The organism is Winogradskyella aurantia (genome assembly GCF_002266855.1).
Classification (GTDB): domain Bacteria; phylum Bacteroidota; class Bacteroidia; order Flavobacteriales; family Flavobacteriaceae; genus Winogradskyella; species Winogradskyella aurantia.
Window position 1 is genome coordinate 80,474 of sequence record NZ_NGJN01000005.1, and the last position, 17,286, is coordinate 97,759.

Annotated in this window: 15 protein-coding genes and 1 pseudogene; 3 read left to right on the forward strand and 13 right to left on the reverse strand. The window is 34.9% G+C overall.

Going from position 1 to position 17,286, the window contains the following annotated elements:
* Positions 1 to 273 precede the first annotated feature (273 nt).
* Positions 274 to 1,323 carry a DUF481 domain-containing protein gene (locus CA834_RS10070; RefSeq protein ID WP_240507569.1) on the reverse strand — a complete coding sequence of 350 codons (1,050 nt, stop codon included), beginning with the start codon at positions 1,321 to 1,323 and terminating at the stop codon, positions 274 to 276.
* 474 nt (positions 1,324 to 1,797) lie between these two features.
* On the opposite strand from CA834_RS10070, the gene CA834_RS10075 reads away from it, so the two are divergent.
* On the forward strand, positions 1,798 to 3,447 hold the full coding sequence (locus CA834_RS10075) for a hypothetical protein (RefSeq protein ID WP_094968579.1): 1,650 nt from the start codon (positions 1,798 to 1,800) through the stop codon (positions 3,445 to 3,447).
* 199 nt (positions 3,448 to 3,646) lie between these two features.
* Here CA834_RS10075 and CA834_RS10080 read toward each other — a convergent pair whose 3' ends face one another.
* The 3 genes from CA834_RS10080 to CA834_RS10090 all read right to left on the reverse strand — a co-directional run bounded on the left by CA834_RS10080 (position 3,647) and on the right by CA834_RS10090 (position 6,360).
* Positions 3,647 to 4,105: a hypothetical protein gene (locus tag CA834_RS10080; protein ID WP_094968580.1), complete on the reverse strand. Its 459-nt coding sequence runs from the start codon at positions 4,103 to 4,105 to the stop codon at positions 3,647 to 3,649.
* Positions 4,106 to 4,189: 84 nt separating this feature from the next.
* A complete protein-coding gene (locus tag CA834_RS10085; RefSeq protein ID WP_094968581.1) occupies positions 4,190 to 4,654 on the reverse strand; it encodes a Crp/Fnr family transcriptional regulator in 465 nt (154 codons plus the stop codon).
* 323 nt (positions 4,655 to 4,977) lie between these two features.
* The gene (locus CA834_RS10090) at positions 4,978 to 6,360 is read right to left on the reverse strand and encodes a TlpA family protein disulfide reductase (RefSeq protein ID WP_094968582.1); all 1,383 of its coding nucleotides are present in this window, start codon (positions 6,358 to 6,360) and stop codon (positions 4,978 to 4,980) included.
* A gap of 127 nt (positions 6,361 to 6,487) precedes the next feature.
* Here CA834_RS10090 and CA834_RS10095 point away from each other — a divergent pair.
* Positions 6,488 to 6,716 (forward strand): annotated as a pseudogene (locus CA834_RS10095) (tRNA uridine-5-carboxymethylaminomethyl(34) synthesis GTPase MnmE); the annotation flags it as partial.
* A gap of 109 nt (positions 6,717 to 6,825) precedes the next feature.
* Here the strand turns inward: CA834_RS10095 and CA834_RS10100 are convergent.
* The 6 genes from CA834_RS10100 to CA834_RS10125 form a co-directional block, all read right to left on the reverse strand.
* On the reverse strand, positions 6,826 to 7,437 hold the full coding sequence (locus CA834_RS10100; protein WP_094968583.1) for a hypothetical protein: 612 nt from the start codon (positions 7,435 to 7,437) through the stop codon (positions 6,826 to 6,828).
* 107 nt (positions 7,438 to 7,544) lie between these two features.
* Complete coding sequence (locus tag CA834_RS10105; RefSeq protein WP_094968584.1) at positions 7,545 to 8,270, reverse strand: DUF6090 family protein; 726 nt, start codon at positions 8,268 to 8,270, stop codon at positions 7,545 to 7,547.
* Between the two features lie 91 nt (positions 8,271 to 8,361).
* Positions 8,362 to 9,387: a serine hydrolase domain-containing protein gene (locus tag CA834_RS10110; RefSeq protein WP_206186866.1), complete on the reverse strand. Its 1,026-nt coding sequence runs from the start codon at positions 9,385 to 9,387 to the stop codon at positions 8,362 to 8,364.
* 46 nt (positions 9,388 to 9,433) lie between these two features.
* Positions 9,434 to 10,204, reverse strand: a complete 771-nt coding sequence (locus CA834_RS10115) for a DUF6090 family protein (RefSeq protein WP_094968585.1) — start codon at positions 10,202 to 10,204, stop codon at positions 9,434 to 9,436.
* A complete protein-coding gene (locus CA834_RS10120) occupies positions 10,201 to 11,301 on the reverse strand; it encodes an acyltransferase family protein (protein ID WP_094968586.1) in 1,101 nt (366 codons plus the stop codon). The genes CA834_RS10115 and CA834_RS10120 overlap by 4 nt, the downstream gene beginning before the upstream one ends.
* 27 nt (positions 11,302 to 11,328) lie before the next feature.
* Entirely contained in the window at positions 11,329 to 11,916 is a 588-nt protein-coding gene (locus CA834_RS10125; protein ID WP_094968587.1) for an ankyrin repeat domain-containing protein, read from the reverse strand.
* Positions 11,917 to 12,146: 230 nt separating this feature from the next.
* Between CA834_RS10125 and CA834_RS10130 the strand changes: the two genes are divergently transcribed.
* Positions 12,147 to 14,273: a helix-turn-helix domain-containing protein gene (locus tag CA834_RS10130; protein WP_094968588.1), complete on the forward strand. Its 2,127-nt coding sequence runs from the start codon at positions 12,147 to 12,149 to the stop codon at positions 14,271 to 14,273.
* A 120-nt stretch (positions 14,274 to 14,393) separates the two neighbouring features.
* Here CA834_RS10130 and CA834_RS10135 read toward each other — a convergent pair whose 3' ends face one another.
* The 3 genes from CA834_RS10135 to CA834_RS10145 all read right to left on the reverse strand — a co-directional run bounded on the left by CA834_RS10135 (position 14,394) and on the right by CA834_RS10145 (position 16,984).
* A complete protein-coding gene (locus CA834_RS10135; protein ID WP_094968589.1) occupies positions 14,394 to 15,380 on the reverse strand; it encodes a PliI family lysozyme inhibitor of I-type lysozyme in 987 nt (328 codons plus the stop codon).
* Between the two features lie 194 nt (positions 15,381 to 15,574).
* Positions 15,575 to 15,925 carry a bleomycin resistance protein gene (locus CA834_RS10140; RefSeq protein WP_094968590.1) on the reverse strand — a complete coding sequence of 117 codons (351 nt, stop codon included), beginning with the start codon at positions 15,923 to 15,925 and terminating at the stop codon, positions 15,575 to 15,577.
* Between the two features lie 294 nt (positions 15,926 to 16,219).
* Positions 16,220 to 16,984: a DUF6090 family protein gene (locus tag CA834_RS10145; protein WP_094968591.1), complete on the reverse strand. Its 765-nt coding sequence runs from the start codon at positions 16,982 to 16,984 to the stop codon at positions 16,220 to 16,222.
* Positions 16,985 to 17,286 lie beyond the last annotated feature (302 nt).

Genomic DNA, 17,286 nt, shown 5'->3' on the forward strand with positions numbered 1-17,286 from the left:
ATCCTCGTCCAAGGTCTTATAGACCTCGGCTTTTTCATTTGAAAAACTAAATTTGGATAGTGTCTAAAAAACTTTATCATAGCTTTAATTAGTGGTTTGGATGTGCCTGATTGCGGATACCTCATAACAGCCTTTTAACCCGACTCTTCTCTAAAATAGCTATTAGACATGTGTTTAAAAGTCCTTGGAGGCCTGTCTTACTTCATAAATTATTACTCAATATTATCAATGATTAACGGCTAACATAATAAAGCAGAACAGTTTCATTTATGGTTACCATTTCCACCCAAAACCTGTGGTAAAAATATAATCTACTTCTTTTCCTGCCTCGACTGGACGGTTATCATAATTTAATGTAAAACCGGCTCTTATGTAAAAGTCCTCTATAAAAATATCATCATAGACTGCATCAAATCTAAAGTCTGTACGCACGCGGCCAGATTTTACATTAGATGCAGAAACAATTGTTGGATAAACAATTACGTTAGTTAGCAGGTTTAAATCACCAATATCGTATAAGTTTAATTCAGTGCCAATAAATGCTTCCATGGAATTTCTACCCGGCGCTTGCGTTGTAGTTCCATCATCTGGATTAAATACAGATGAAAAGGTTTCTTTGTTAAATGCAACTCCCGCAGAAATATTCCAATAAGAAGAGTTCGTGCGGATAACATAATTACCGACACCAACCTTACCAGTAGTACGCAGTTCTAATGATTGCTCTGTATTTGATAGAAAGATTAGGTTAGCTCCTAAGTTCCAGTCTCTTGGCAGAAAGTAGATAAAGCCAAGACCCGCATCGTTTCTTTGTATATCAGTTACATTATCTTGAGTAGTTAGCAACGAGTTGTAGTACACTTCAGTAGACCATCTGTCAGCCACATAGCCCATTCTCAAATTACTATTTAGTTGCCGCTGATTATTAGCTTTCGTTAGGGAAAAACCAAAGTCTATATTCGCATAGAGTCGACTTAAAAAGCCACTGTCAACGCTTTTTATATTAACAACGTCACTTTGATTAACGGTGAGATCCTCGCCATCTTCATTGTCAATGAGAATTTTCCCTTTACCTTCACTTCTGAATGTACCATTGATTCTTTGACCATCAGAAAGCGTAATTAAGTAGCGCTTTAATGCTATCACTTCTACTATATCGTTCCATTTGATCTTAAAATCGGCATCAGAATATGTCGGTTCAATAATTAAAACGCCTTTTTCCATACTTTTTAAATCTCCAACAATTACATCGCCATTGTTGAGTTTTAGAGTATCATCCTGCCCGAAACTTAAATAGTGAATATTAAAAAATAAAAAAATTAGCACATAAAATTTATTCATAATTGTTTAATTTTTAAGGAATTTAATTTTTTCAAATGGTCGCCAACATAAGCATTAAACCACTTTAAAGGTTGAGAAAGGCTCTGTTCTAATTCGAGGAATAAAAGATAATAAATTTTTAAATAATACTAAGTGAAGAATAGTTCCAATACGCTGTGACTAATGCCTATCATTTAGCTGTGCTTAAGCATGGAGCATATTGTAGAATGTATTAGATTGAGACCTCTAGAGATAGTGCTACATGCACATCACGTCCAAAATGGACAGCATTATGGGGGGGGTAGTAATTGAAACGGACCCCGAATGAAAAACGTTACATGGGTCGATTCGATATAGATTATGTGGTGATGTCGAAAAACTAACGATGTGATACTGACCAACTTTAAACAATGTGTGGCATTTTTTACTTGGATAAGGTCAAAAAATAGTATATTCATTTAGTCTTTTTAAAGTAACAGCATGAAACGAAAGCGTATAAAACTCTTAGGAATTTCATTGTCCGTGATCGCGATTCTGCTCTTGAGTGTCAACCCTGCGTTAGAATACGCAATACACCATTACCTACAAAATAAGATGCGCATTCTACAGGATTCTTCCGCGTATGTCGTCTCATACAAGAAGCTCAATCTGAATATTTTTAATACTGAGGCTCAGTTCACCGACCTGAAATTCCTGTCGGTTTCAGGTGAAGACCCTACGAGTTCTAAAAAGGGTTTAGGCCTTCTGAGAGAAATAGATATAGAGAGGGCCCGCATTAAAGGTGTCGACATCGGACATTTCCTCTGGAAAGAATCTCTTGAAATTTCTCGGATAGACTTTGATTCGGTCAATCTCACGGTGCTAAAACCGGTTGCATCAGTGGAATTTAATAATGAGGAATCCGTAAAACCGGTAATGGATTCGCTTAAATTACCAGGCATAAAGCGTATCAAATTAGGAGATATAGGTGTTAGCAATTTAACTCTTAACATACTGAGCGCTCAGCTTGGTGACACAATTTCGAGTTATAGGAGTAAGGATATTCATATTGAAGGAGTTGGTCTGAGTAGACATGGGGAAGGTGAGGGAAACAGCTTTATACCGGAACTGGACGAAATGGTTTTCCGTTTGGGGGAGCAACAGTACCTCCTAGAGAATGGACTTTATTCTATGGCCTATAAAGGCTTGTTATACGTTCATAAAGATGAATCGCTTCTCATCGATAAATTGCAAATTGCACCTCACATTTCGGTAGACTCTTTTGCGACGCGAAATTCTGGTAAGAACTACGACCGTCTTAGCATGGGACTTCACGCTCTGCGCGTTGAAGGTCTAGGATTGCATCGCATAATCAGTACAGGTGCCGTCCAACTTCAGAAGATAGAGCTAGACAGCCTTGAAATAGATATTTTCAAAGACCGCAGCCACCCCCTTGATCCCAATTTGGATATTCCATTACCGAGCAGGACACTGGAGGATTTGGGGCTCAACCTTTCTATAGATACCGTACTATTCAATGGTCATCAGCTTTCATTTTATGAAAAACAGCCTAACAGTAGTAGACACTTGGAGACCTACTTGACTGGGCTGAGAGGAGAAATACGCAATATTAAATCAGGTGGGTCGGCCCGGCATTCAGAGGTGCCATTGGAACTTAAATTACAGGGTGATTTACTCGGTGCGATTAAATTGGAGCTAGATATTAAGTTCCCCTATGGTAAGGACGCTTTGTACATCAATGGTCGTACAAGTGGTAGTTCTAATCTTGCTTCCTTGAATCCGACCATGATTCCAGCTATGAATATGCGCTTTGGAGATGGCAAGCTTGATGGGCTTACATTCCAGGCTAATGGTAATTCCCAGAATATGGAGGGCGAACTCACCATGTTGTTTTCAGATTTGGAAGTAGAGCTTTTAAAACCAGATCATCATGAGGACCTAACCTTGTCCTGGCTTGCCAATGCTGTAGTAAAGGACTCCAACCCCAATAAAAGAGGCAGAACCCTAAGAGCAACGATTTATGCAGAGCGCGACCCAAACAAGGAGCTTATGAAATATATTATTAAAGCAATTAAATCAGGTGTGGTCAATACTTTAAACCCTTTGGGTAAAAACCGTAGAGATAGGTAAGGGTTTCAAAAACATGAGGTATTTTCGGCTCTCTATTACTTTTAAGACCATTTTTTGTCTCTTTCTTTGATAGAAGTGGAAGCGCAAATTAGTAATGTTTTCCTTCAAGGAAATTGATCTCAATTTTGGGAAATTAAAACGAAGCACCTGAGTTTTTAACCAAACCGCAATTGCTTTTATACAATGCTGAATACCGTTATTATTCGGGTGGGTTTATTTTCCGATTTTTATAATAGTAATAGAAGCTTGTCAAAATGGCAAGTGCGGAAATTATTGTCATTATCGAACCAGGAACAAATTTCACATAACCACCCAAGTCTAGAAATAAGAAGTAACCTAAATCCGCTAAACCACCAGTAATAGTAGCAAGAAAAATAGCGTTTTTATGTCCTTTCCAAATAAAGAAAGCCGAAATGAAGGTCACTATTCCAATCCAAAATAAATTAAATCCGTGCTGTCCTATTACTGCACCTGTTGCCTTCGGATAGTTCATTTGCAGCGATGATGGGTCAACCGCATCTGCAATTCCTGTAATTGAGGAAGAAATATCTTCACTCAAGATTCCATTCATTGTCATTATTCCTGCCAGAATATGAACAATTCCCCAAATAATCCACAGTACTGCCGAAATCTTTAATAGTATTGATAAGTTTTTCATTTGTATATAAATATAGTTTATACAAATGTCTTAGACTATTCTGTAGTACGCATTAATGTAGATTAAGAAATGACGCTGTCATTTCTATTTTATTCGCTCTTTCTTTATTTTACTTAAGGCCTCAGGTGTTATGCCTAAATAAGAGGCAATCATTTTTTGAGTAACACGCTGAATAATGTCAGGATAGGTTTCTTCAAAGTGTTCATATCGTTTTAGGGCCGAAAAACTCATTAACATAATAACTCTATTTTGCAATACTGCAAGACGATTTATAAAGGCACCAACATTTTGGCTTTCTCTTTTAATGTCTTTATTGAAGGCAATAATTGTTGAGTCCTCTAAAGCGTCAATGTATAAATCGCAAGGTGTGTCTTTTGGTTGGCTATCCGCTATTGTCCAATTTTCAGGTGCGAACATGAAGATATGCTCTTTTCCTTTTTCGTCAATTGTAAAACTTCTTAAAAGTCCTGAAATAACGTGATAAACACTACTGTTTAAATCTCCACTCCTCTGAAGGATTTCTCCTTTCTTGACGTTAATTTTTTTCAATTACTCGGGTTTTCTATGATGGTATTCGCTTGACTTGTACATGGTTTTGTTCCGCTGTTTATTATTATCCGTTGGTTTTTGTCTTCGCCATTTTATTTAAAATATCCAACAAAAATCTCCTAGTTTTAATAGTTGTCTCCAGCATTTGAGCCCTTTAAACATCTTATTGGTTAGGTGATTCGACAATTAAATTAGCAAATACAAATCAGATTGAAAGGAGCACAGCGAGCCTACTTGTCCGGCAGGCGGTCTGGTTCAGTAATATTTGTATTCAGTACCTGTGACCCAGTAATGATTTAATTGATGCGATCTTGTTGACTAGATTAGTTGGCATGAAGCAGCTCATTAAGTGTTTCCCTTATCTCTTCTGAAGACGGTTTATCAGCGACAGAATCAATAATTTTACCTTCAGTATCAATAAGAACAAAAGATGGGAGCCCATTTACTTGATACTCCTTATAGACCTCAGAATCAAAATATTCTGTCGCTCTTAGGCTGGTACCCACATTCTTTTTGGCCTTGACATAATCTCGCCACACATTTTCGTCCTCATTCACCGAGATACTAACAAAGGCTATGTTCTCAGTGTTATATTCGGATTGAAGTTTTAAATAATGCGGTAGCTCTCTTGCGGAACGCGGACATAGAGTTTGCCAAAAATCTAAATACACATACTTGCCCTTAAAATCGCCTAAAGAGACCATATTTCCATCAACATCTTTAAGGGTAAATTCTGGTGCTGGTTGACCAGGAGCAATTTTCTTCTTTTCTGCATAGGCCATTTCCATTTGTGCTTTGTAATAGGGGTCGGTATTAGTTGTTATGAAATATTGGTAATGTTCTTCGAAATCATTTATACCTGATTCTTTTAATTTCATGATCATAGCATTGTAAAAACAATAGGCTCTAATAGCTTCATTTTCCAATTCTTCAATCACCTTGAGGCTTTCGTTAAATTCAACCTCTGGTGACTTTTGTTGTTTTGCATCTAATTGTTGTACTCTTAAATTCGTTTCTCTTTCAAGATAATATACCAAAAATGAACGGTATTTTGAAATGTCTAATAGTTCTGGTTTAGAAAGGGTAGTGGTATTTAGAAAATCATAATAATTATCTGGCTGTTCATCTTTGCGTTCTCCTAGCATTAGTTTTAAAAATGCTAGATCATATTTTATGTATGCTTTTGTGTAGTCTTGAAAATCACTTGAAGTAGGATTTGTAGAAGTTAGCTCTTGTAGTAACTTATAGCTGTCCTCTTCCAAGGAATCAATATACTTTTTGGCCACTTCTAAAGGTTGCGAAGACACAAAAGGGAAATCAACCGTTTGTAGCCTTGAAGAAACAGCATCTAATATTGAATTTTCATGGGCTAAATCACCATCATATTTAAAGGTTCCTTCTTGTATATATACTATTAACGATTTATTGGGTTTAAGGAAAATATCCTTTCGCGTATTTCCGTAAGCTAAGGTTTTAAATACAGGTGTATTGATGTTTAAATTGACAGTAAATGCACTATCCATTACTTCAATATCCTGTTGCCATTGGGACTTCCCGAGGAAATCAAATAGTTTTAACTTGTGTTTTCCCGGATTGGATATTTTGCCTGAAATGCTAGGGTTAGAGTAACTTGATGCTTCACTTTTTTTCTGACAAGATGAGCAGCATAGCAGTGCTACTAATACTAAAGATATGGCCGTTTTCATAGTTAGGATGGTTAGTGTTAGTTAGCAACTAAATTAGTGAATAATTCATGGAATGAAAATTACACCAGACACTAGGGAAGTAAACCTACCCGTCCGGCAGGCGTACTGGTGCTAGCAATTTAAGTAAATGAGCGATAATAAAACCATTGTAACCAACTCACGCCATTATGATGCCCTTTTTTAAAGCCTTTGAGGAAATTCAAAAAGTCAAGGAAGGTCTTGAAACTGGTTTATCTCGAGATTTACTGGCCATAGATATTCGCCAATCTTTATGCCACTTTGGTGAAATCACAGGTGAGATAACAACGGATGATTTATTGGGTAATATTTTTGCTAATTTTGATATCGGCAAATAGAATTGAAAGGTATTGTACAAGTCTTTCTAAAGTCAGATTTGATGTAGATGATGTATTAAATACTTTAGATTCTTTTACTTAAAATAACTAAAAACAATTGGATTTTAGCTTAGTTCATCGTTTTGCTTATTTTTGGTTTTGAATATTCAATTAATTCCTCCACGTAGTGAAAATCACCTTGATTCTGAGTGAGTTTTATGAAATTTTTTACAGCAGGTGCATATAACCAAACTTCTGTTTCATTTGCATTATATCCTCTAGAATTTATGGTTTTACCCGTGTATTTTATGGTGTAGGCCATAAATGTTCCTGCTTCTACTGTTTCTTCTTGGTAGGATAATACTTCGGCATTCTGACTTTGGTTTCCAGTAGTTCCATCTTGACTTGTCCAACTGTTTTCATATTTCCATTTTTTACCCACTTCGAGAGGCCAGTCGTACTTTGGTGTATCGCTTACCTCTGGTTTAACGATTTCAGTAAGGGGAATAGTATCTTTACCAATAGTCATACCTAGGGCTCCGTCAAAACTTACTATTACCCTTGTATCTGTTCCATCTGAGCGTACCTCTCCTTCAGTCGTCACACCTTTGTATTTCCAGACCCATTGCTCACCGAGCTGATAGTCAGTTAGAGTTGGTTGGTAGGTAATTCTGGATTTAGTGGAGTCGTCACAAGCACTAAATAGCACTAACGCCAATATTATTAGAATTTCATTTTTCATTTTATTCTTTAGATCTATATGACATGTTTGATTTAAACTTGTTACAATTACTAAAGGTAACTGCCAAGCAGAGAATTATATGCGTCTTAAGTTAGTCTTTCGATATTCTATTCTAACGTATGATATTCATTGTTTATTCGGTCGATTAACTCTGCAATATTCTTTTTTAATAAAACTGACTGCCTTGTATAATAATTAAGTTGTCTAGATGAAATATAAATATCAGCTAAAATTTGTTTATCAGTAATTTTAATTGGTGAGCCAAAATCACCATATTTTATTTCATGCGCATATTTATTTCGTAATTCATTGGACCGTTCCAATACATCGTCCCCAATACTTATGATATTTTGGGCTTCCAATTCATAGATATTTTGAATATTATTAAATAGCTTACGATTGCTAATAATATTTGATTTTCCCTCAGATATCATTGAATTATAAGTTCCGATTTTTGGCCGAAATTTTCTGTCGGTAAAGAAGATATATTCTAATTCAGATACGCCTTCCACTTTAGGAAGCTTACCAATAATTTCCTCGAATATAAAGTCAATAGTCGAGTCCTGAGACATTAATTGAGCAATTCGCCATTTATGATCTTTAATGACTTGAGACAACAATAATGTATCTTGAATTAAATCACTCTTTATTTCTTTTAGATAGACTTTCTCTGCGTCTCTGGTTTTTTTTAATTCATTCGAATTATTTATACTAAGCGCAATTAGAATACCGATAACCACTAGTATAATTTCTCCAATAGCATAAAGCAAATACTTAATAACCTTGTTATCCTTAATCATATTTTGTCTTGTTTTTCTGAATAATTTTATCATAAGTTAATGGTTTCTGATAATTAAGTACGTTGGCTCCCTTATGATGTCGTAACTGACTATAGAAGGCTCTGCGCTATGCGCAATGTTGTGGCTACTTTTTCTTTCTTATAATTTTCACAATTCGGTTGATATTAATTTCCGATAAATTCCATTCGTAGCCATTAAAATCAGTGGTGTTTATAAATTGAACAACAACCGTATCAATATCTTCGTGATACTCTGCAAGACTTTGATAGCCAACAACCAAACCTCCATGATTATATTCATAAGGGTAGATTTCCTGTTCACCTTCATCAAAAATGGTCCCATCGTTTAAAGCTCTCAAGAATATACCCACATCTTGTACTGTAGCTAGCATACCATAATCACGATCTTTAAAATCTTCGTCATACCCCACATAATAACCACTCATCACATCTTCTAAGTCTACCTCGTTAATCGAAAAAAATGTATTTTCAATTTTAAGAGGTTTCAAAATGTTTTCTTCGATATATTCGTTATGATTGTATCCTAAAACATTGTCCATAATCCTACGGAGTAATAAATAATTGGTGTTTGAATATTCATAACCTTCACCAGGTTCAAAACTAGCCGGTAGATCCAGAGCAAAATCGAGTGCATTTTGTCCGTTGTCCTGTTCGTTGTCCCAATACTTGGGATTATCCGTGAAGTTTGGAATGCCAGAACGGTGTTGAATCATCATTTTCAATGTGATATTTTCTGCATGTTCAATTCTACCAACAAGTTCCGGAAAGTACTCCCCAAGAGTTTGATCAAAAGACAACAGTTGATTTTTGACCATTTTAGTCAGTGCGACTGCCGTATACAACTTGCTAATGCTTGCAATTTTAAAAAATGAACTGGGGTCAGCAGGTATTTTTTTATCTCGGTCTTTCCAACCGCCTGTATAAAAAGCAGGTGGTTTTCCTGCTTCATCCACATAAACAATCATTCCGTCAAATCCGTGACTAATGGCTTCATCAACTTGTTCTTGTACTGTATCTGGCAGTGGTAAAATCCAAGCTTTTACTAAAATCCATGGCACAAAGTATAAGGAGATTGCTGTCCCTAGCAATAAGACTATTCTAAATAGTTGTTTGGCGTACATTTTTCTCATTTTACCTAGGATTAATAGCTTATAACTGTTGAACGTTTTTGGGATTTTATAAATTATTTTCTGTAAGCTCCTCTATTTCTTTGATGACGAGCGCTCCAGTATGTTTTAATTCTTGATACTGGTCTATCATCGTATCGTATTGAAAGGCTGCAAGACTTACAACATTTCTAAATGGAGCTAGGGACGAATACGCCTTAAAAGTTTTAATCAGCTTTGATTCTGGTATATCTAATTGTGCCAAAGAATCTTGTGGCATAAATGCGGAGGCCAATACTAGCGTTCTATCAAAATGCTTAGAGATATGCGCTTCTTGTGTAAGTAAATAGTCGTTGTAGCTCTTTTCGTTTTCAGCAATTTGCTGAATTATACCATGATACTGAATCAATAACGAATCCAAAGCTGTATTGTTAATTTTTCCGAAAGAACTGGAATTTTTTAAAGATTCATAGCCGTCTGTTTTGGGTTTAAAGTAAAAGTCTGCGAACGCAGTGCCACTTACCATCATCAAGTAAACATTATCCTCTTCTGTCTGGGTAAGCATGGCTACTCTAGCTTTTTTACAAATATCCGCTATCCGTTTTCGACCCTTAGAAATGCTATCTAATTGACGCAAGTCTTCTTTGGTATGCGACTTTATTTTTACCAAATATTCATGAAGTATGCTGTTTTCCTTTTTGGCTTCATTCCAATTATTAATCTGTAAGGCAATCAAAATTCCAATAACCACCAGTAGAATTTCTCCAATAGCATATTTTAAATACTTACTGGCTTTTCCATTTCCTATAAGTTGAAATCTTATTTTTCTGAAAACTTTCATTGGTCCAGTGTTTTAGTGGCTATTTCTTGTTTCTTTTTACCTTCTAGAAATTTAAAATTCCACTTTAGCCCGAATAAAGGATGCAATAGGTTAATTCTTCTTAAAACGAATTCATAAATGATATAACATCCAATGAAGGTAATTAAAATAATTAAAGGAAATGACATATATACGGGTAGCTTTAGCGGTAAAACTAATGCTGATGTGCCATACAGCACGATCATATGTATAATATATACAGGATATGCCGCCGTGCTCAGATAGGATAAAACTTTACTTGATTTGTTTAGGTATTTATGGCAAAATCCAAATACAGCAAAAATCCAACTATTAGATTCAATCACCATTAAATATCCAGGCGCTTCAGTAGCGTAAATTGTAAATCTTATGGTGAAAAGAATAGCAGCAATACCAAAGTATAACCATCTCCATTTTAAAATATTTTCCCAAAATGATTTTCCTATGTGCATGAAGAAGAACCCAAAGAAAAAGCATAAGAATCCTAGGAAGAATCCATGCCAGGTTTTAGCATACATTGAAAAAGGACTTGGTTTAAGTATAAAGGCTTCAGTAATGAATAGTACATTTATAATAAACGGTGTTAAAGGATATACCATCAATTTTTGCCAAATCAATTTTAGTTTATTGTTTTCATTTTTCTTAAGCCATAAGAACAGAGGCAATAATAATATGACATACACGAAAATGTTTCCTAAAAACCATAAGTGCCCCATATGAGGGTAATAATTTAATGCCATGTTATAGTACTTTTGAAATACAAACATGTGCAAGGGTGTTATTGCCACAATGCCAAATAAAAAGGGTACTAAAATGCGTTTAGTACGTTCCTCAATGAGTTGCATCCAATTTCGCTTTCGCATAGCAAAGAATAATCCCATACCAGAAACATAAAATAGGATAGGTATTCTCCAAACATTCAATAAGGTCATTGGTTTCCACAGTTCTGTAGACAAGATGTCGCTTCTAATAAAGGCTAAGAACATTGCCCACGGTTGAAATACTATTGCGATATGATAGATTAATAACAACCCAATTGCAATCACTCTCAACCAATCTATATCGTATCGTCTTTCCATTGTATTCGAGTTTAAATTTTTGATTAATTATTGCAACATCATAGCAACTACAGGTCTTGCTTTTTCTACCTCATTGAGGTCAAGTTTGAATCCCATGGGTTCTAGTTGCAAAATCATCATTTCATAAAATGGTTTGATTTGTTCAAAATCTCCTAAAACTGTTTCTCTTGGTGTAGCGCCAAAGTTGTTTTTTATGGTTTTATCTGCATTTGCATCAATAAGCATTTGCACCATTTCTACTTTTCCGAAAAAAGCAGCCGTATGCAAAGCAGTAGAACCGTCATTGTTTTGAATGGATAAATCTACATCGGCTTTTAACAAGGCTTTCGCCATTTCTGTTTTGTCAAAAGTAATGGCTGTAATTATTGGTGTCGATCCACCCATGGCTTCCTTTTTATTAATATCTCTGCCGGCTTTAATGTGCTGTTTTAAAACTTCGAAATTATCAGTGATTATAGCCTCATGAATGTCTTGTTTTGGGGCTTCAACTATGGAAGTATTTTCTGATTTAGATGATGTCTCTTTGTTTTGCTCTGCACATGAACTTGCAAATAGTACAAGTAATAAAGCGAATACTTTTAAAGTTTTCATTGGATTGATGTTTACTGTTTTCATGGTTTTAAATTTTAATAGTTATGATATTTTTATTTGATGTTACAAATGTCTTATAAGTCTTGCAGCAAGGCTAAATAGTTGTGCGTCAATACCTATTGAGTTTGAAGCGCGGGTATAAATTATGATGCAGTACTATAAATTATGACGCAAGCTCTTGTTGAAGAGTATAAAATCAGTATTTTCATCAACAGTTTTTAGGAAATACTTATCTTGTTATTTTATCAGTATTCATGTCTGAATCTTCTTCTTTTACCGACTTTATAAATCAAGCAAAGGCATTGGTCCTGAATGAAATATCCAATGAACACTTTGGGGTTTCGGAATTGGCTGATGCCATGCATATGAGTCGATCTAGTTTGCTTCGAAAGATTAAAAAACAAACGGGGTTGTCGGCAAGTCAATTCATTAGAAAGGTACGTTTAGAAGAAGCTAAAGCCTTACTTGAGGAAACTGAGTTGACCGTTTCTGAGATTTCGTATCAAGTGGGGTTTAGCAATAACTCCTATTTTATTAAATGTTTTAGGGAAGAATTTGGATTTCCTCCAGGAGAAACCAGGAAGCGCCTTGAAGAGGCCAAAGAAGATCGTGGAGAAGCAAACGACGACGAGAGTTCAGATTCACTCTCTCATAAAAGGGTAGAATCAAAAAGTGAAATGCCAAGGTCAGTCATAAGTAAGCATAAGAATACAATCATTATTGCTGTTGCAGGTATCATCATTGCCTTCATTAGCTACTATTATGGTAGTTCATCAAAAGATAGCATTCAAGATTCTGATAGTTTAAAATCAATAGCTGTTTTACCATTTAAAAATTTGAGTGCAGACTCGTCCAATCTTTATTTTGTAAATGGTCTTATGGAAGCCTCATTGGGAAAACTTCAAAAAATTGAAGACTTAAGGGTTATTAGTAGAACATCAGTAGAAAAGTATAGAGGCTCAAAACTATCTATTGTTGATATTGCGAAGGAATTAAATGTGAAATATATAGTTGAGGGTAGTGGACAAAAAAATAAAAATAAGGTCTTACTAAACATTCAACTTGTTGATGCAACAACTGACGCCCCTATATGGAATGAACAATACAACTATGAATTAGATGACGTATTTGAGCTTCAAAATACAGTAGCAAAAAAAATTGCCTTAGCCATTGAAGCTAACATTACACCAAAAGAGTTGGCCCGAATAGATAAAAAACCTACAGAGAATATTGAAGCTTATGATTTGTTTTTGAAAGGCTATGAAATTAGTCAAAATAAAACCACTGAAAACTTGCTGCTGGCTATTTCATTTTACGATAGGGCTACTAAATTAGATTCTGCCTTTGCTCTGGCCTATGCGGAAAAAGCAATAGCATATTATTATTTGGATGAATTCAAAATTGAAAAAAAATATACTGATAAGCTAAATGAAAATGCAGATAAGGCTTTGTTGTACGATTCTAAGTCTGATATTAGTTTAATGGCAAAAGCCTTATACTATGTCTCCGTAAATGAGTTCAATTTAGCCATTCCACATTTAGAGAAAGCTTTAGAATACAATCCTAATTCGGCGGGAGCCGTATTATTTTTGTCTGATTTATACGCACGTGCCCTACCAAACACAGCAAAATATCTAAAATATGCATTAAAAGGTATACAGCTCAATTTGGAAGCCAATGATTCCATTGGAAAAAGTTTTATTTACCTCCACTTGAGCAATGCTTTGATACAAACAGGATTTGTAGATGAAGCTTTGGAAAACATTAATAAGTCAATTAGTTATAATCCAGATAATGAATATGCACCATTTCTAAAACTATTTATAGAATATGCTAAATACAAAAATTTAGAAAAAACCACAGAATTACTCGAAAAGGAATGGCGAAAAGATTCAACTAGGTTTGACATTTTAAATGAAGCAGCCAAACTAAATTATTTTCAAGAAAATTACAAAGAGGCTTATGAATACTACAAAATATTAAATACTTTAAAAAAGGAACAAGGAATTGATTTATATCCACAGGAAAATTTAAAGATGTCTATATGTTACGAAAAAATGGGCTTTGAAAAAGAGGCTAAGCAATTTTACAACAGATATGCATCCTACTGTGAAAATGATAAATCGATTTATCAACCGGCTAGCTTGGCGTTTAAGTATATCTATGATGGTAATAATGATGAGGCTATTGCCCAATTCAAGGAGTTTTCCAACAAAAGTAATTTTCAGTACTGGATAGTTGTCTTTCTAGAGCAAGACCCATTAATAAAGAAATTACAGTCACATCGCGATTATCGAAGAACCATCAATAGTATAAATGATAAATTTTGGGGAGACCATAAGGACATTAGGAAAACGCTAAAACAAAATAAACTTTTATAGCTGACTTATTAAAAGCACGTTGATGTTATTTGTACCAAAATTGTACCTCCACTATTTCTATCTAGTTTTCAATAACCCGATATTTTTGGTAGTTAGCAATACCCGCCAATACGATAGTTTTTAATAGTCAGTAATTTGATCAATTTCAAGTTTTTTTAGGGCCTCTCCTTCAACTAGTCTATAGGAAACTTGTCTGGTTCCACCAGTTGGTTCAGCGTTTGTGTCTCCTGGCTTATATATCGGAAAACGCTGACCCAAAGTATTCTCTACAAGTGAGAATTCATCATGGCCCATATAGCCCTCATTTATCTCGCTGTTTTCTGCTGTGGGTTGAAAATAAACCTCGCTCATGGATTTCTTATTGTTGGCTGAAAAGGCATATACTTTTCCATAACTACCACTTCCAAGGGATTGGGTATAAACAAAAAGTTCGGGCGAGCCGTCAGAATCAAGATCTTCAACTTCTGCGTTGATTACTTCTTCACCTTCTATATTGAACGTTTCGTTGTATTCACGTTCTTTTAATCCAAATGTGAAAATAGTCAGGGTATTTTTGCCGTCTTTTTCTATTGATGAGATATTAAATCCAACGTCTTGCAAATTCAGTACTTTACTAAATTTTGTGTTGTCAATTTGACTTTGATCAAGGGGTTCATTTAGTTTTAAATACGATCCGGCAATACTTGCACCACCAGAGCAATAAAAATAAAGCAAGCCTTCGTCTTGTTCGTTTTCTGCAGTTATGCGAATTTGTGTAGGAGTAAATTTAAACAGAATGGTTTTTCCATTGATTTGAGTCTGGTATGTATTATCATCCACTTTTTTAGCAACTGCATCAAAGGTGCAAGTTGGTTCTTTCTTGTCTCCACGTGATCGGACAGAAATATTTAGTTGATGATTCTCTGTTTCTGCAACCGATACGGCTATCCAATCGTAGCCTTCGCTTCTTTTAGAATAATCTTCAGATACGTAGTTGCCCATTGGAGTTGTCGTTTCAGTAACTTCTGTTGTTGGAACATCTTCAATTTTTTTTGCTTCGTTTTTACAGCCGATGGATAGAAAAAAAACCATCAGTATAAGGTAAAATTTATTGAACGTATTTTTCATTTGTTAATGGGTGTGTTTCTATTAAAATTTTAATCAATGTGGGTGTGTCATTTGAGCAACTAAGTTAGCAAATACAAACCGAATAGACACCAGTACAGTGAACTGGTTAAAGTGATATTAGATAGTTTACTGTGACGAAGACCTTACTAATATATACTGTTGGCGGTTGGTTGTTTTTTCTTTGTGTTCAATTTTTACATGCTTTGCCCAAAAGTTAGCAAATTAGTATCAGGATCAAGCAGTGCAAATTCTTTTTGTCCCCAAGGTTTGGTATTCAATGCGCCGTTTGGATGAATGTCTGTTTTCTTGGCGATCAAAGATTTATATAAACTTTCAATGTCGTTAGTTCGTATATACACTTGTCCATAATTTTCTTTTGGGTTAAGGTTTTTAAATTCAAAAAAGTGAATTTCTATCTGGTCTTTTTTAAACATTAAATACCCTTCATAGTCGCCGATTTCTGTAAATCCCAATTTATTTAAATAAAATTCTCTCGTTACATTTTTGTCGCGCATTGGTAATTTAGGACTAATTTCAGTTAGCATTTCTCTTGTAATAGGTTTGAAAGTTTATACTTTTTTTGTTCGGTATTTTTTTAAAATGCAGAACAAAAATCTCTTAATTTAAAAAGTTGACTTTGCCAGTTCAACGTTTGTGGCGTCTCCCATGGTTGGGTTATTTAGTAACTAATTTAGCGAATTTAAACCTAATAAATACGAGCAAAGCGAACCTATTCGTCCAGCAGGTGGGCTGGTGTCAGCGATTTTAGAAAGCTGTGATAAGCTTGGTGAGGGGTAGGCTTGTTCTAGCCATGAATTATGAACGGTGTTGTGCTTTCGTTATTTTTTTAATTCATTATCTATTAGTCTTAAAATATCGTTTAAATAATTTCTCACTAGAAACGATTCTTGCTTCGTGACGTCACATGTAGATGCTATAGTGAAGATATAGTCATCTACATCTTTATTTTCAAGAAATTCTTTAACAGCGTTTTCTCTATTCTTTTTATTTATATAGTATTCTTTTTCTTGGTAAACACCATCAAACAAATCCTTAACTGAAAAGTTCTGAGTTAAAAAAGGATCGTAATTATTCATGTTATACTGTCGTAAATCCTGCTCATACTCTCTTAACCGATCTACTTGTCCTGACCAATTTGTAAGTTTCGTTTTTAAGGCATTATTTTTAATAATATAAAGTTTGCCAGATGACAAGAGTTCGTTGGTTGTACCCAATACAGGGTCAAAAGTAGGGGTGTTGTAGGTATAGGCGATATAAAGCCTGAGCGAATCAAGAGGTATCTCAGTATAATTTTCTTCGTTTTTTATTTTGAATAATTTCTCTGCTGATGAAATCATTCTTTCTCGCATCACATCTTTCCTTTCCAATTCTTGTAGGTTTTCTTCAAATTCACTTCTTAGTTGTAAAAGAATTTGATTTTCTTTCTTTCTATCCTGTTGCTCCTGATTCCAATTATTAATCTGTAACGCTATTAATATTCCTATAACTACAAGTATAATTTCACCAATTGCATAAAGTAGATACTTATAGAATTTGTTTTCAGTTAACGTTTTTTGTCGAATTTTTCGAAAGAATTTTATCATACGGTAAGTGGTTGGTTATAATGAAGATCAACGCCCTTCTAAATGAAGTTAAAATCTAGATTTTAAAATTTAATGTGACTGAAAGTTACGTATAAATTTTAAAGACCATAGGAACGATTCTAGATTGGTTTTAGAGAGTGTCGGATTGGGTTTTTAATGTCTTTAATGAACGTGCCGAAGCCTTCTCATCCCAACCGTTTTGGAAATTTACCTTAGCAGGGCCTTAAATCATATTTTCTTTTGGGATAGGAGTTCAGAAAAAAGGAACATCGCAGGTTAGTTTAGCTAATCTGAGCGGAGCG

Coding starts and splice junctions, on each gene's coding strand:
- CA834_RS10075 (WP_094968579.1), top strand. CDS start 1,798: ATGAAACGAAAGCGTATAAAACTCTTAGGAATTTCATTGTCCGTGATC.
- CA834_RS10080 (WP_094968580.1), bottom strand. CDS start 4,105: ATGAAAAACTTATCAATACTATTAAAGATTTCGGCAGTACTGTGGATT.
- CA834_RS10090 (WP_094968582.1), bottom strand. CDS start 6,360: ATGAAAACGGCCATATCTTTAGTATTAGTAGCACTGCTATGCTGCTCA.
- CA834_RS10100 (WP_094968583.1), bottom strand. CDS start 7,437: ATGAAAAATGAAATTCTAATAATATTGGCGTTAGTGCTATTTAGTGCT.
- CA834_RS10105 (WP_094968584.1), bottom strand. CDS start 8,270: ATGATAAAATTATTCAGAAAAACAAGACAAAATATGATTAAGGATAAC.
- CA834_RS10110 (WP_206186866.1), bottom strand. CDS start 9,387: ATGAGAAAAATGTACGCCAAACAACTATTTAGAATAGTCTTATTGCTA.
- CA834_RS10115 (WP_094968585.1), bottom strand. CDS start 10,204: ATGAAAGTTTTCAGAAAAATAAGATTTCAACTTATAGGAAATGGAAAA.
- CA834_RS10120 (WP_094968586.1), bottom strand. CDS start 11,301: ATGGAAAGACGATACGATATAGATTGGTTGAGAGTGATTGCAATTGGG.
- CA834_RS10125 (WP_094968587.1), bottom strand. CDS start 11,916: ATGAAAACAGTAAACATCAATCCAATGAAAACTTTAAAAGTATTCGCT.
- CA834_RS10130 (WP_094968588.1), top strand. CDS start 12,147: ATGTCTGAATCTTCTTCTTTTACCGACTTTATAAATCAAGCAAAGGCA.
- CA834_RS10135 (WP_094968589.1), bottom strand. CDS start 15,380: ATGAAAAATACGTTCAATAAATTTTACCTTATACTGATGGTTTTTTTT.
- CA834_RS10140 (WP_094968590.1), bottom strand. CDS start 15,925: ATGCTAACTGAAATTAGTCCTAAATTACCAATGCGCGACAAAAATGTA.
- CA834_RS10145 (WP_094968591.1), bottom strand. CDS start 16,984: ATGATAAAATTCTTTCGAAAAATTCGACAAAAAACGTTAACTGAAAAC.